13 protein-coding genes and 1 pseudogene are annotated in these 14,860 nt (G+C 62.1%); 8 read left to right on the top strand and 6 right to left on the bottom strand.

Annotated features, from left to right (window positions below):
• The first annotated feature begins 53 nt into the window (after window positions 1–53).
• Window positions 54–869 carry a polyphosphate kinase 2 gene (gene ppk2 / locus OKW38_RS33505; RefSeq protein WP_184052128.1) on the top strand — a complete coding sequence of 272 codons (816 nt, stop codon included), beginning with the start codon at window positions 54–56 and terminating at the stop codon, window positions 867–869.
• 27 nt (window positions 870–896) lie between these two features.
• Here ppk2 and OKW38_RS33500 read toward each other — a convergent pair whose 3' ends face one another.
• From OKW38_RS33500 to OKW38_RS33485, 4 genes and pseudogenes are all read right to left on the bottom strand, one after another.
• Entirely contained in the window at window positions 897–2,681 is a 1,785-nt protein-coding gene (locus tag OKW38_RS33500; protein WP_429365031.1) for an acyl-CoA dehydrogenase family protein, read from the bottom strand.
• Window positions 2,682–2,698: 17 nt separating this feature from the next.
• Window positions 2,699–4,579, bottom strand: coding sequence for a feruloyl-CoA synthase (locus tag OKW38_RS33495; protein WP_429365030.1), 1,881 nt, complete (start codon window positions 4,577–4,579; stop codon window positions 2,699–2,701).
• Between the two features lie 72 nt (window positions 4,580–4,651).
• A pseudogene (locus OKW38_RS33490) lies at window positions 4,652–6,104 on the bottom strand (aldehyde dehydrogenase).
• Window positions 6,105–6,142: 38 nt separating this feature from the next.
• On the bottom strand, window positions 6,143–6,970 hold the full coding sequence (locus OKW38_RS33485) for a p-hydroxycinnamoyl CoA hydratase/lyase (RefSeq protein ID WP_090810398.1): 828 nt from the start codon (window positions 6,968–6,970) through the stop codon (window positions 6,143–6,145).
• Between the two features lie 167 nt (window positions 6,971–7,137).
• On the opposite strand from OKW38_RS33485, the gene OKW38_RS33480 reads away from it, so the two are divergent.
• The gene (locus OKW38_RS33480) at window positions 7,138–7,392 is read left to right on the top strand and encodes a MarR family winged helix-turn-helix transcriptional regulator (protein ID WP_429365029.1); all 255 of its coding nucleotides are present in this window, start codon (window positions 7,138–7,140) and stop codon (window positions 7,390–7,392) included.
• 33 nt (window positions 7,393–7,425) lie between these two features.
• Window positions 7,426–8,325, top strand: a complete 900-nt coding sequence (locus OKW38_RS33475; protein WP_429365028.1) for an amidohydrolase family protein — start codon at window positions 7,426–7,428, stop codon at window positions 8,323–8,325.
• A 59-nt stretch (window positions 8,326–8,384) separates the two neighbouring features.
• Here OKW38_RS33475 and mhpT read toward each other — a convergent pair whose 3' ends face one another.
• Window positions 8,385–9,614: a 3-(3-hydroxy-phenyl)propionate transporter MhpT gene (gene mhpT / locus OKW38_RS33470; RefSeq protein WP_429365027.1), complete on the bottom strand. Its 1,230-nt coding sequence runs from the start codon at window positions 9,612–9,614 to the stop codon at window positions 8,385–8,387.
• A gap of 234 nt (window positions 9,615–9,848) precedes the next feature.
• Between mhpT and OKW38_RS33465 the strand changes: the two genes are divergently transcribed.
• From OKW38_RS33465 to OKW38_RS33455, 3 genes are all read left to right on the top strand, one after another.
• Window positions 9,849–10,322 carry a MarR family winged helix-turn-helix transcriptional regulator gene (locus OKW38_RS33465; RefSeq protein WP_429347989.1) on the top strand — a complete coding sequence of 158 codons (474 nt, stop codon included), beginning with the start codon at window positions 9,849–9,851 and terminating at the stop codon, window positions 10,320–10,322.
• 253 nt (window positions 10,323–10,575) lie between these two features.
• Window positions 10,576–11,154, top strand: coding sequence for a DJ-1/PfpI family protein (locus OKW38_RS33460; RefSeq protein ID WP_184032364.1), 579 nt, complete (start codon window positions 10,576–10,578; stop codon window positions 11,152–11,154).
• 131 nt (window positions 11,155–11,285) lie between these two features.
• Entirely contained in the window at window positions 11,286–11,624 is a 339-nt protein-coding gene (locus OKW38_RS33455) for a ribbon-helix-helix domain-containing protein (protein WP_429365026.1), read from the top strand.
• A 66-nt stretch (window positions 11,625–11,690) separates the two neighbouring features.
• On the opposite strand, the gene OKW38_RS33450 is transcribed toward OKW38_RS33455, so the two are convergent.
• Window positions 11,691–12,929, bottom strand: coding sequence for an MFS transporter (locus OKW38_RS33450; RefSeq protein WP_429365025.1), 1,239 nt, complete (start codon window positions 12,927–12,929; stop codon window positions 11,691–11,693).
• A gap of 417 nt (window positions 12,930–13,346) precedes the next feature.
• On the opposite strand from OKW38_RS33450, the gene OKW38_RS33445 reads away from it, so the two are divergent.
• Both OKW38_RS33445 and OKW38_RS33440 read left to right on the top strand, forming a co-directional pair.
• Window positions 13,347–13,928, top strand: coding sequence for a hypothetical protein (locus tag OKW38_RS33445; RefSeq protein ID WP_429365024.1), 582 nt, complete (start codon window positions 13,347–13,349; stop codon window positions 13,926–13,928).
• 221 nt (window positions 13,929–14,149) lie between these two features.
• Window positions 14,150–14,518 carry a hypothetical protein gene (locus OKW38_RS33440; RefSeq protein WP_184032352.1) on the top strand — a complete coding sequence of 123 codons (369 nt, stop codon included), beginning with the start codon at window positions 14,150–14,152 and terminating at the stop codon, window positions 14,516–14,518.
• The last annotated feature ends 342 nt before the right edge of the window (window positions 14,519–14,860 follow it).

Below are 14,860 nucleotides of genomic sequence, written 5' to 3'. Positions count from 1 at the left end.
GGGAATGGATCATTGCGTAGTACGCTGGAACAGTCCGCGCTGGGGAGAAGATAATGGCCAAAACGAAGTCGGAAAACGAGCAGCCCGAGCAAGACAGGGCGCTGTCGTACAAGGAATATCGCAAGGCGCTTTTCGATCTGCATGTCGAGCTCGTCAAGCTGCAGGAATGGGTCGTCCAAACGGGAAGCAAGGTCTGCGTCGTCTTCGAGGGACGTGACGGCGCGGGCAAAGGCGGCACGATCAAGGCGATGACCGAGCGCGTCAGTCCGCGCGTCTTTCGCGTCGTTGCATTGCCCGCGCCTAGCGAACGTGAAAAAAGCCAGATGTATGTGCAGCGCTATGTGCCGCACTTGCCGGCCGCGGGCGAGGTCGTCATTTTCGACCGCAGTTGGTACAACCGCGCGGGCGTCGAGCGCGTGATGGGTTTCTGCTCCGAGGCGGACGTGCAGACGTTCTTCAAGGCCGTGCCGCTCGTCGAGCGGGCGATCGTCGAATCCGGGGTCATCCTCCTCAAGTACTGGCTCGAGGTCAGCCCCGAGGAACAGACCCGACGTCTCGAGGCACGCATCCACGACGGTCGCAAGATCTGGAAACTGACCGAGATGGACCTGAAATCCTATAGCCGATGGTATGACTACTCGCGTGCCCGCGATGAGATGCTCGCGGCGTCGGACACCGACTATGCTTCGTGGTTCATAGCGAATTCAAACGACAAGCGGCGCGCGCGACTGAACATCATCAGCGACATGCTTCAGAGGATTCCGTACAAGCAGCCTGCCCGCAAGAAGGTCTCGCTGCCGAAACGGCAAAAGCCCGACGGATACAAGGAACCAGACTATCCGTTTAAATACGTGGCCGAGCGGTATTGATCAGGCAGGTGTTGCTCAAGCTGACTTTCAAACGTACGGCAGCGTTGCCTCGCAACCGGCTTCAACGAGGCTGCGGCGATAAGCGAAGGCCGCGAGCGGGTAGTCGAAGAAGAAGCGGCCCGTCTCCCGCTTCTCCACATAGAACGTTTCCGCCTCGCATTGCGGCGTCGCAATTCGCAGCGCGCGCGCCCATGCGAACGCCAGCAGCATCCAGCCAAGCATCGCGAGATAGTCGTCCGCGACCCGGTATGCCGTCTCCGGGTCTTGCGCGTGGCGTGCCTTGATCGACCGTGTCGTGCTCTCCACTGTCTGTGCTAGCTCCGCGAGCTTCGCGCCGGCGGCACGAACCGGCGGATCGGACTCCTGACACAGCCGCGCTTCCGCGCGCACGTGGCGAAGCAGCACATCGAACGCCACCGCCCCATCGGGCAGCACCTTCCGAATCAGCAGATCGATCGCCTGAATTTCGTTGGTGCCTTCGTACAACATCGACACGCGACTATCGCGCAATGTCTGTTCAATGCCGTACTCGTGGATGTAGCCGTAGCCGCCGAACACCTGCAGCGCGTTCGATGCAGCGCCAAAACCGTTGGCCGTAAAAAACGCCTTTGCAATCGGAGTCAACAGCGATGCGAGCTGCGCCGCCTGTTCCCGTTCGGCGGCATCAACATGACGTGCGGCGATGTCGAGCCAATGCGCGGTCCAGTAACCGATCGCGCGCTCGCCTTCGACGATCGCGCGCAGCTCCATCAGAATCCGCCGCACGGCCGGATGAAACGCGATCGGCGCAGCCTTCCCCGGTGCGACGTTCGCACCGGGCGGCACGCTCACTGCACGCATCTGCGCGCGTTCCTGCGCGTAAGCGTGCGCGCGTTGCCACGCGGTGTGCGCATGCCCGAGGCCCTGCATCGCAACCTGCAGCCGCGCCGCGTTCATCATCACGAACAGGCACGCGAGACCGCGATGCGCTTCACCGACGAGCCAACCGAATGCGCGTTCGAAGCGCATCGTGCAGGTCGGGCTGCCTTTCAGGCCCATTTTCTTTTCGATGCCTTCGCAATAGACACCATTGCACGAGCGCCCACCGTCGCCGTCTTCCAGCCATTCCGGCACGACGAACAGCGACAACCCTTTCGTACCGGGCGGCGCATCGGGCACTCGAGCGAGCACCAGATGAACGATGTTCTCCGTCAGATCGTGCGCGCCGCCGCTGATAAAGATCTTGCTGCCGTCGATGAAATACCCGTCGGTGCCCGGTGCTTCAGTCGCGCGCGAACGGATCAGGCCGACATCGCTGCCGGCCTGGGGCTCGGTCAGACACATCGTCGATAGCCACTCGCCACTCGCGACTTTCGGCAGCAATGCCTTTTTCACGCGTTCGCTGCCATACGTCTGCAAGCATGCCGTCGCGCCGTGCGTGAGCCCGGGCGACATCAACCATGCATGGTTGGCGCCCGCGAGCATTTCCTGAAGTGCGACGTCGAGAAGCTGCGGCAGGCCCTGTCCGCCGTGCCCGGTGTCGAGCGATAATGTCGGCCAACCCGCTTCGACGAATTCCGCGTAGGACTCGCGAAAGCCCGCGGGCGTCGTCACCTTGCCCGCGTCGAAACGACATCCTTCGAGATCGGCGCTCGCGTTGAGCGGCGCGATGCGCTCCTCGACGAAACGCGCCGCTTCCTCGAGCACCTGCTGCGCGGTCTGCGAGTCGAGGTCTTGCCAGTCGGGCACGTCGCGCCACCACGAAGCGGCGTCGAGCCACTCGTCCATCACGAAGCGCATGTCGCGTAGCGGCGCCTGATAAGTCAACGTCATTTGTTCCTGTCCCTGGACTAGCTGCCTCTGCGCGCATGGATCACGGTCGCGTCGGCGGCGTCGGCTTGGTGCATTGCTTCCACGCGCGCGGCCCGGTGCTGGAGCACGGCGCGCTGATTGATCGAGCCTTTGTCGGTGATCTCGCCGAGGTCGAGCGACGGCGGCACGCTCAGCAGGTGCATGCGGGCAATGAACGAGGCACTGCCTGTCGCACTCCGATTCAGCCGCGCGACGAGCTCGCTGAAGAAATCTCGCACGGCGGCCGAGTTGAGCACGTCCTCGGCGCTCGCAGCCGCGGGCGAACCCGCCAACGAGCGACACGCGTCGAGGCGCGGAAAAATCATCGCGCCCACTTCGTCGCGATTCATCCCCGTAATGACGGCATCCTGAACGTAGGGCGCCCCTTCGCTGATGATGCGCGCGCGCATCGGCCCGACGCTGACGAACGTTCCCGACGCAAGCTTGAAGTCCTCCGCAATGCGGCCATCGAACATCAGGCCCAGTTCGGGACGTTGCGGGTCGACGAAACGCACGGCGTCTCCTGTGCGGTAGTAGCCTTCATCGTCGAACACGCTGCTCTGAAGCGCCGGCGATGCTCGCCAGTAACCGCCCATCACGTGAGGGCCGCGAAAGCGCGCTTCGAATTTGCCATCGACGGGCGCGACCTTGGCCTGGCACCCGGGCGGCGGCAAGCCGATATAGCCGGCGCACGATACCGGTCCCGTCGTGAACAGACACGACGGCGCGGTCTCGGTCATGCCGAGCCCGGCCATGATGCGGATGCGTTCTCCGCAATGTTCGAGCGTTACGCGCTCGAGACGCTCCCACGCCGCCTGCGACAGACCGGCGCCCGCGAAGAAATACATCTTCACGCGCGAGAAAAACCGCTCGCGCAGCGCCGCATCCTTTTCCAGCGCGATGGTCAGTTCTTCCCAACCCTTCGGCACGTTGAAGTAGATGGTCGGCGCGACCTCACGCAGATTGCGCAGCGTCTCGTCGAATTTGCCGGCCACGGGTTTGCCGTCGTCGATATAGAGCGTGCCGCCGTTGTACAGCACGATGCCGACGTTGTGGCTGCCGCCGAACGTGTGATTCCACGGCAGCCAGTCGACGAGGACCGGCGGCTCGATGCCGAACTGCGGAAAGGTTTCGAGCAGCATCTGCTGGTTTGCGCCCAGCATGCGATGCGTCGTCGGCACGGCTTTCGGCAGGTTCGTCGAGCCGGACGTGAACAGGAACTTCGCAATCGTGTCGCCGTTCACGCGCGCGTTGGCGGCGTCGACGTCGCGCGGGGCCGTGTCGAGCAATGTGTCGAAGCGCGTCACTCTCGACGCGTTTGGCGCGGGCACCGCGCTGACTCGTTCGACGTCGCTTCGCAGCGCGGCATCGAGCGCCGCTGTGTATGCGCCGATATCGTCCGCGTAGACCAGACCCGGTTTGAGCAGTTCGAGGACATGGCGCAGCTTTCCGTAATCGCCCGACATCAACGAATAGGCCGGCGAAACGGGTGCATAAGCGATACCCGCCCACATCGCGCCGAGCGCGAGCTGCATATGTTCGACGCTGTTGCCCGACAGGATCACCAACGGGCGTTCCGCGCTGAGATCGCGATCGAGCAGCGCCTGCCCGATCGCACGCGCGCGCTCGAGCATCTGCGCATACGTGATGCCCTGCCACGCGCCACCGGCATCGCGTCGTGCGACGAGCAGCCGGTCGGGATGCGCGCGTGCGCCGCTCAGCAGACGGTCCGTAAAGCGCTCCGGAAACGGACCCAGAGGTTCAAGTGTCTCGAGGTACCAGCAGTCGCCGCGTTTCTCGATCCGCGATGAAGGTGCTCCGATGGCGACGCTCCGGTATCCGGTCGCCAGAGAGCTTGCGTGGCTGTGCTCCGATTCCAAAACCTGTCTCCTAGTTGTGCCATTTCATGCAAGGATGGGGCGGCCGCAATCGTTGCGGCCGGGAGCCGACGCCTAGATCGGATAATGACGCGGACTGGTCTGCACCGTGATCCAGCGCAACTCGGTGAACTCGGGAATCGACGCCTTGCTGCCGAAGCGCCCATAACCACTCGCCTTCACGCCGCCGAACGGCATCTGCGCCTCGTCGTGCACGGTCGGGCCGTTGATGTGGCAGATGCCCGACTCGATGCGTTTCGCCGACGTTCATCGCGCGCGCGATATCGCGGCTGAACACGGCGGCCGATAAGCCGTACTCGCTATCGTTGGCGACCGTCAGCGCCTCTTCGTCGCCGTCTACGCGCTGCACCGTCACCACGGGGCCGAACGATTCATCGGCATAAAGCTTCATCTCGCGCGTCACGTTCTCGACGATCACCGGCTGCATGATCGCGCCTTTCACCTCGCAACCGAGCGGCAGCTTCGCACCCTTTTCGCGAGCGTCTTCGACCAGCGCGCGAATGCGCCGCGCGGCGGCTTCGCTCTCGAGCGTGCCGAGGATCGAGCCCGGCTGTGTCGGATCGCCTGCCTTCAGCGTGCGCGCTTTCGCGACGAGCTTTTCGACGAACGCATCGGCAACCTTGCGATCGACGATCACGCGTTCCGTGGACATGCAGATCTGCCCTTGATTGAAGAACGCGCCGAACGCGATGCCCTCGACGGCAGCGTCGAGGTCCGCGTCGTCGAGCACGAGTACCGGCGCCTTGCCGCCCAGTTCGAGCAACGCGGGTTTCAGATGGCGCGCGGACAGCTCGGCGACGATGCGGCCGACACGCGTCGAACCGGTGAAATTCACACGCTTCACGGCAGGATTCGCGACCAGACGCTCGACGATCGCGGGCGCGTCTTCCGGCGCATGCGTGAGCACGTTGACGACGCCTTCGCCGAGACCCGCGTCGTTCAGCGCTTCGCCGATCAGCGCATGCACGCCGGGACACCCTTCCGATGCCTTCAGCACGACCGTGTTGCCGCACGCGAGCGGCATGGCGAGCGCACGCGTCGCGAGGATCACGGGCGCGTTCCACGGCGCCATGCCAAGCACGACGCCGCACGGCTGGCGCACGGCCATTGCGAGGCTGCCCGGCACGTCGGACGGAATCACCGCGCCGTCGATCTGCGTCGTCATCGCCGCGGCTTCGCGCAGCATGTTGGCCGCGAGCATGACGTTAAAGCCGTACCAGTTCGCCATCGCACCCGTTTCGGCCGCGCCGATCTCGATGAATTCGGCCGTGCGCGCGTCCATGCGGTCGGCGGCGGCGAGCAGGCGTTTGCGGCGCTCCGTCGGCGTGAGCGCCGACCATGCCGGGAATGCGCGCGCCGCCGCGGCGACGGCCGCATCGGCATCCTCGACGGTGGCCGCCGCGGCGCGGGTGGCCACCGCCCCCGTCGCGGGATTGATGCGCTCGAAGGTCTTGCCGTTCGACGCGGCACGTTTCGCGCCGCCAATCAACAGGTTCGTTTGATGCATGTGTTCGTCTCCTCGGTCGTCCTGCTGAAGTGCGCCGCTTAGCGCTTATAGGTCTGCAAGCCCGGCTTGATGCTCTTGTCGTCGAGGAACTGCTTGAGGCCCTGTTCGCGGCCGCCTTCCGGATCGCGATAGTTCGCCTGGTCGAGCTTCGCGTACAGGTAGTCTTCGTTCTGCTCCCACGTGAGTTCGCGCGAACGCTTGAAGCCATGCTTCGCGTTGCGCAGCACGACCGGGTTCTTGTTCAGCAGCTTCGCCGCGAGAGCGATCGTTTCGTCGCGCAGTTGCGCGAGCGGCACGCTTTTGTTCACCAAGCCCATCTTCGCGGCTTGCGGACCCGTGAAGGTGTCGCCCGTCATGATGTAGTACAGCGCTTCACGATGACCGACGGTATCGGCCATCGCCTTGCTCACGAGGTTGCCCGGCGGGATACCCCAGTTGATTTCGGACAGGCCGAACACTGCTTCGTCCGCGGCGATCGCGAGATCGCAGGCGACGAGCGGAGAGAAGCCGCCGCCGAAGCACCAGCCGTTGACCATGGCGATCGTCGGCTTCGAGTACATGCGCAGCAATTGCCATTGCCAGCGGCTCGCGTCGCGGCGAATCCGCTCCTGCAGCACGTCCGGGCCCGCGTCCACTTCGCGGAAATATTCCTTCAGGTCCATGCCGGCCGTCCATGCACTGCCTTCGCCGGTCAACACGAGAACCTGGGCTTCGGCGTCGAGTTCGAGCGTCTCGAGAACGTCGATCATTTCCTTGTTCAGCGTCGGGCTCATCGCGTTGCGCTTATCCGGACGATTGAACGTGACCCAGGCGATTCCGCCTTCGACCGCGACCTTGACCGTTTTCCAGCGTCCTTCGTAACTCATCTGCTTCTCCGTATCAATGCCGCCCTCGCGGCCTGAACTCAATTTAATATCAGGCGACCTGATAAGTAAAGTACAATATCGAAGTCTTGGTACAAACCCCTAACCGCCTATGCCGACGATCACGAGAAAGCCGTCAGGGTCTGAATCGACAGCGCGCGCAGCGCTCGTTGATCACGCCGCAAGCGGCCAGCGCGGTCGTCAAATCGATGGAAGCGAATGGATGGGTGACGCGCGTGGCCGGTCCGCTCAACCGTCGCGTCGGGCTGCTGTCGCTGACGAAGGCCGGCGAAAGATTGCTGGCTCAGTGCGACGGTGCCGCTGACAGGGTCGAGCAATCGATGCTCGGCGAAATCGATGAACACGATTCACAGATGCTGAAAAACCTGCTGTTGACGTGCGTGCGCAATCTTCGCGCAGCCTGACGCATCAGCTTTAATCACACATAGGAGACCCCATTGAACATCGATCAACTGAAGGCCATCGACACCCACGTGCATGCCGAGGTGTCGTGCTGCCAACCACCGGACCTGTTTGCAAAAGAATTCGACGAAGCCGCCGACAAATACTTCGGCACCGTGCTCAAACAAGGGCGCCGCCCGACCATTCCCGAAACCATCGAGCACTATCGGGAGCGCAATATCGGCTTCGTGATGTTCACCGTCGACTGCGAAGCGAACATCGGGCGCCGCCGCATTTCGAACGAAGAGGTCGCGGAGTTCGCGCAGAAAAACTCCGACATCATGATCGCGTTCGCCAGCATCGATCCGCACAAAGGCAAGTTCGGCGCGCGCGAAGCGCGGCGGCTCATCGAGGAGCACGGCGTGCGCGGTTTCAAGTTTCACCCCACGATGCAGGGTTTTTTCGCCAACGACCGCATGGCATACCCGCTCTACGAAGTGATTGCCGAGTACCGGCTGCCGGCGGTTTTTCACAGTGGACACTCGGGCATGGGCTCGGGCATGCGCGGCGGCGGCGGTTTGCGCCTCAAGTATTCGGAGCCGATCTACCTCGACGATGTCGCCGCCGACTTCCCCGACATGAAGATCGTGATCGCGCATCCCTCCTGGCCATGGCAGGAGCAGGCGCTGTCGATCGCGCTGCACAAGCCGAACGTGTATATCGATCTGTCGGGCTGGTCGCCGAAGTACTTTTCGCCCGAGCTGGTCAAGTATGCGAACACGCTGTTGCGCAACAAGGTGCTGTTCGCGTCCGACTTCCCACTGATCCGCCCGGACCGCTGGCTCGAAGACTTCGATACGCTCGACATCAAGCCCGAAGTAAAGCCGCTCGTTGTGAAGGAGAACGCCGTCAGGTTGCTTGATCTGCGGGCCCGAGGCACGACGAATCACGAATGACGCATGAAAAATAGGCCCGGCGCGAAAACGCCGGGCCAGCTGGGTCCATCAACGAAGAGTTAGCGTTTCGCGGCGTTGGAGCGAATGACGAGCAATGCTGTAATCGCCGCGACGATCGTCACCGGCACGCTCGCGCCGATGACGAGCGCCGAGCTCTTTCCCATCGCAAGCAATTGCCCGGCGGCTACGGGGCCGACAATCGAGCCGACGCGTCCCACCGCCACCGCGGCGCCGACTCCCGTACCACGCACGCTGGTCGGATAGCTGGCGGCGGACAGCGAATACAGCATCGACTGCGCACCGACGACGCCCATCCCGGCAAACAGCACGGCAACGGACAGCGTCTCGATGCTGGCGACTTGCGAAAGCGCGACCAATGCGCCGACGATGCACGCATAGATTGCCGTGACTGACAGGCCTTGTCTGAAGCGGTCCATCAGCAGACCGATGCCGAGTACGCCGATCACACTGCCGAGGTTGAAAAAGATCTGGGCAATCCCGGCCTGCGAACGGCTCATGCCGCGCCCCACGGTCAACGAAGGCAGCCAGTTCAGCAGGAAGTAAAGAACGATCAGCGTGCAGAAGAAGCTGATCCAGATACCGATCGTCGCGGCGGCGCGCCCCTCGCCGAACAGGACTTCGCGCGTCGAAAGGAGCGGCTTGTCCGCCGTCGTGAATTCCCGCGATTCGGTGGCGAATTCGCGCGACTCAGGCAGCAATGCCATCAGCAGCGGAATGATGATCAGCGGTCCGGCTCCGCCCACGTAGAAGATATGACGCCACGCGGTAGCACCCGCGCTCAGTACGGCGATCAATGCGGCAAGCGCGCCGCCGAGCGGCATACCGCAATACATGACGCTAATCGCCGTGTTGCGGTGACGCGCATCGACCGCCTCGGACGACAACGCGATCAGGTTCGGCATCGCGCCGCCGAGCCCGATTCCCGTCAGCACGCGAGCAATCAGCAGACTTTCGAAACTCCAGACTTGCGCGGTCGCAATCGAGAAGATGCCGAAAATCGCCATCGAGATCATCAGAACGCGCTTGCGGCCGATCCGGTCGGCGAGTCTGCCACCGATCATCGCGCCCGGCAAAAGCCCCAACATGCCGGCGCTGAAAGCGAGCCCCAACTGGCTGACCGACAAGCCGAACTCATGCGCCATTCGAGGCGCCGCAACGCCAGTGGACTGCAGGTCGATACCCTCCAACACCGCGACGAGAAAGCACAATGCCAACGTTAGTGCAGTACTGGAGCCCACCGCACTCGACCGATTAGCAACACTTGACATGACGTCTCCTTCACCTTTGATTGAATTGCCAGAGGCGAGCCACGCTTCGTTCTTCGACGAAGCGGCCATGGGAAGGAGAAGATTTCTGACAATGATCTTGCGCCACTTATCAGAATCCTTCCCACAGCGCCCCCGGAATTGACGATGAGTCTAGTCTCAGGAGGCCTGATATTGAAAGTAGAATATGATATGCCTGGTAGAAACACCTAAGGCAACCTGATAATGATCAAGACAATGGAGAAGCGGCGAACGCCCCTTGCCAAACAGGCCGGTTCAACGAAAACCGGTGCGCCACCTTCCCGCGTTTCCTATGTGGTCGGCCAACTCGACCGCCTGCTCAAACGCAGTTTGATCGATGTACTGGGTGAATTCGGGCTGACCTTGCCTCAGTTCACCGCGCTCTCCGTCATCAGCGCCAGCGGCGCGATGACCAATGCGAAACTCGCCGAACGCTCGTTCATCACGCCGCAGTCGGCCAACGAAGTCGTCAAGACGATGGAAGCCAACGGTTGGGTCGGACGCGTGGGGCATCCTACCCACGGTCGACTGATTCATCTGTTTCTGACCGACGAAGGGCGTCGGGTACTGCAGGAATGCGATTCGGCGATCGACGCGCTCGAAGCGTCCATGCTGGACGGAGTAACGGAAATCCCGGTCGATACGCTGCGCAAGGTGCTGCAGCGATGTGTGTCGAATCTGCGCGGTTGAATGGACGTTCCCAATGACAAAAGAGTCGCACTCGAATGGAGCGCGACTCTTTTTCTTTGCTCCACCACCGCGATCGTCTGCCGCATTCGGGCTGAATTCCGTTCAGCTCAGTGAAATCCCTGGTCGGCATTTAGCCGCGTATTACCTGGCCCACTGCGTCGATCGCTATATTGCTTCTCAACGGCCGCCGCCTTCACACCGCGATAGCGCGTCCGCCTCGCCATTTCCCACCCCATTCGAGAGGAGACGAAGCATGTCAAAGCGCATTCTTATCATCGCCGGCGATTTCGTCGAAGATTATGAGCTGATGGTGCCGTTTCAGGCACTGGCGGCAGTCGGGCATTCGGTGGACGTCGTCGCGCCCGACAAGCGCGCGGGCGACGCGATTCGCACCGCAATCCACGACTTCGAAGGCGATCAGACCTACACCGAAAAGCGTGGCCATAACTTCACGCTGAACGCCGATTTCGCGTCGGTGAACCCCGCGCAATATGACGCGCTGCTCGTGCCCGGCGGCCGCGCCCCCGAATATCTGCGGCTCAACGACGAGGTGATCGGCTGGGTGCGCCAATTCGCCGAAGCGAAGAAGCCGATTGCCGCGGTCTGCCACGGCGCGCAACTGCTGGCTGCGGCAGGTGTGATCGAAGGCCGGCGCATCTCGGCGTATCCGGCCTGCGCGCCCGAAGTGAAGCTCGCGGGCGCGCAGTACGTGGCGCTCGACTGGCCTGACGCGATCACGGACGAGAACTTCGTCACCGCGCCCGCATGGACCTCGCACGTGAACTGGCTTGCGCAGTTCCTTGCGCTGCTGGGCACGCGCATCGCGCATTGAAGGAGCGCGCCTCGACCGAGGCGCGGCATCGCGGGCGACCAACCGTGTTACGCTCGATCACGACGGCATGAGCGCCCGCGCCGCGCGCTTCGCGTCCTGCGACGTCATCATTCGCGAGAAAGGCTGAACATATGTGCAACGTCTATGTCAACGCTGATCCGATCCTCTATGAGTCGCGTACGCGCGCGCTGCGCATTCATGGCGTCGTGACCACGCTGAGGCTCGAAAATCTCTTCTGGGACGTGCTTCGGGAAATCGCCAACCGCGAGAACGTGACGACGACCCAGTTCGTCGTGAAGCTTCACGACGAACTGGTCGCCTTGCGCGGCGAAGAGTCGTTGAATTTCGCGTCTTTTTTGCGCGTGTGCTGTTTGCGCTATCTATCGACGAGCGCCGCCCGCAACGAGGCCGCTGGCGACGTGCCGCTCAACGCCCCGTTTCAACCCAGAGTCGTGAAGACGGCTGTTTGACGGCTTCCATCGCCACGGCTGGCTAGCGCGGTGCGGTCCAGTCACGCGACGTACTGTCTCGACGCGTCAGTCAACCGACGCATCGCAGGCGCAATCAAGGGAAGCCGCCGTGGCCGGCCGTTCCAATACAGCAAGCCGTTGCAGTGCCACGAGGCCCAGTAGCGCGAGTCCAAGTCCCAGCGTGAAGTCAGCGTGAACGCCCGCACGGTCGACAATCGTGCCCCCCACTGCCGAGCCCACCGCAATCGCCACCTGAATGATGCTGACGAACATGGCCGACCCCGCTTCGGGCAGGTCTGTCGTGCCGCGCTGAATCCACACGCTCAAGCAAAGCGGAAGCGCTCCGAACGCGATTCCCCACAGCAGCATCCCCGCGGTCTCGCCGATCGGCGAATGTTCGAGCAGCAACATCGACGACATCGCGCCCAATAGCAGCAGAACCATCGCGGCGACGGATTTCTTTAGATGGTTCGAAATCACCATCGATGTCAACGCATTGGAGAAGAAGCCGATCAGACCGAATCCGAACAGCAACAGCGTGATCGCGCTCAACGAGAAGTCGTGTTCGAGCAGCGGCGCAATATACGTGTAGGTCGAGAAATGCGCGCCGAAGACGAGCGCGACCATCACCATGCTCAACCTCGTATGAGGCCGGACAAGCAGGGTTTTGAAATCGGCGATCCGCAACGCCGATGCCGACGGCAACGAAGGCACGAGGAACGCCTGCGCCAGTAAGGCGAGCGACACGAGGCCCGCGGTGGCGGCGAACGCCATGCGCCACGATGCAAACGATGCGATGAACGTCCCGAGCGGCACGCCGATCACGGTTGCGCAGGTCACGCCGGTCAGAATGGTCGCGGTCGCTTTGGCGGCATCCTTTGCTTGCACGAGTCGAGGAGCCGCCGCCGTCGCCAGAGTCCAGAAGCCACCCAGCGCGCCGCCAAGCAGAGCCCGTCCTACGAGCATGATCGCGAGGTTCGGTGCGATGGCACACACGACGTTCGCGATCAACAGTACCGCAGTGAGGAGCAGGAAAACGTATCGGCGGTCCATGCGGCCCGCGCTGACTATCAGCGTCGGCGCCAATATCGCGGCCATCACGCCGGGCGTGGTGACCATGAGGCCAGCGACACCGGTCGACACGCCGAGGTCGTGTGCGATTTGTGGCAACAGCCCGACAGGCAAAAACTCGGCCGTGACGAAGGCGAATGCGCTTACCGCTACCGCTATGACGGAGAGCCATTGACCCGCGGAGGTTGAATGTCCTTCCAACGATGCCGGGATTGCAGGTGTATCGATTTGCATGACGACCTTGATGCCAGATTGAAAGTCCCGTACTTTAGGCTGGGTCTCATGTCCGAAAAAGAGTCGTCCGATGAAAAGACTAGAAGGTGTGGCTGAACAATGCCTCTGCGGCGATATCTCGCTATGAGTCAGCTAGTTCCGTGAAACGACCGCGGCCGGCTCTTCCATATGCGTCGGCACGGAAGCGTTCGCCATCAGCAACCTGATGCGCACTGGCCAAACCATCGACGCTCCTACTGTTTTCTTGACAGTCTTCCACAATGTTACGAGGTCTCGTAAGTCGCGCCGCCGTGCGTTCTCAGGGCCGCCATAGAGGTATTGCAGCGTTCGCGGCGGTTTGAGGGCTTCGTTTTTTGCAGCGTGCAATGGAGCCCCGTGATAGGTATATCAACTGATCTGATCGCACGAGGGAGGCGGATGGCGATTGACTTGAAAGTGGGGGCCCGTCGGAGCTGCACGCTCTATACGCGGCACGAATATCGCGGCAACACGTCCAGCGACGAGGTGCGCACCGGCCGCCAGTTCATTACTTCGGCAAGTTCATGGGAGCTCACGCGCGACGCGAGCCAGCTAGCCCGGCTCGCCAGGTTCATGCGCCATGCCCAGGGCGGCGCATATGCAAGCGGCCCCGCGCCTGAGCAACTCGTTCGAGCGCTACAGTGCGCCGTCGAGAGCGGCGATGTGATTGCTGTCGTGCCTAAGCCGCGAGCCTCGGGCGCACGCAGTTCGCCCATTGAGCAGACGGTCAGGCCGTACTATGCGACCGTCACGCCGTCGCAGCTCTTCCGGCGCGCGCTGGCCGCCGTGCCTGCCGCGCGGTCATTCGAGCGTCCCATACTGCCGCGGCTGGCCGCCGACGATGGTCTCGCGATCTGGTACGCTCGCCCCGGCGACGTGCTACCCGATGGACCATCGCCACGCCGGTCTCAACGCCGCTGGGCGATGCGCAGCCGTTCGAGTACTCGCCCAACCAGGTTGACGAAGGTTCATTCGATGTAGCCAAGACTCCGAACCTCGGAGACCCGGGAACCTGGTACACAAACCCAGGTAGCGGGCAAATGCGGCTGTACGGGGATGATAGAAAGCCGGTCGTTGATCTCGACTTTGACCATGTACACAACGGATTGAAGCCCCACGCGCACAATTGGGACAACGGTGTGCGAGATGGCGGCGATTATGTTGTTCCATTCAGCCCCTGGAGTCCCTGAAGGAATTACGCGATGGACCTTATCAAGAAATTCAATGCGTTCCATGACTGGTATTTGATGGGCGTATCCGCGGACCGTGAGGCAAGCATCGTTGAGCTTGCCTTGATGTTCGACAACAGGAAAGACCGGGTTCGCGTTCAATTCAAGGGCGCGACGCGCTGTCTTGCGAACGATTTCCTCATCCAGAACGTCATTTATGAAGTAAAGGTACTCACGGATTTCCAGTCCCCTGATTATCAGCGCGCCCTCCATGCGCTAGAAAAATCATATTTCGGGAAAGAGAACCGCCCCAATATGCCGATTGCATCTGTAGGCGCCTCGCTGGGCGCGGAATTGTTCATCGAGTTCGATACGGTGGATGTCGTCACGGATCTACTCTGAACAGCAAGGGTGAACGTCTTGTCGGGCCGCCGCCTTTCGCTAAGCGAATAAAACACAGATCAATGAACGCGTCACACGCCAATTATTAAAGACCGCTCCATCTCCCGCCAGGAAATTGCAAATTTCAGGCGTTCCCGTCCGAAATCGTCTTGTCTTGCAATCTGCGCTCAGTAACATATGCTCTTTTTCAGAGCGCTTTCCGGGTCCTTTTTTCCGGGACCACGGTGCAAAGGGTTGTGCATGGGTGCGAGGCGGCCCGGCAAATGCAAACAGCGCCATCGGAGCGCGCCTGACGTTGCTCCATTCATCCCGGTCGAGGCTGCGCGGGCGCACACGGGCGAC

It is taken from the genome of Paraburkholderia sp. MM5496-R1, from assembly GCF_050436205.1.
GTDB lineage: Bacteria > Pseudomonadota > Gammaproteobacteria > Burkholderiales > Burkholderiaceae > Paraburkholderia > Paraburkholderia tuberum.
This window is presented reverse-complemented; position numbering and strand designations above follow the sequence as displayed.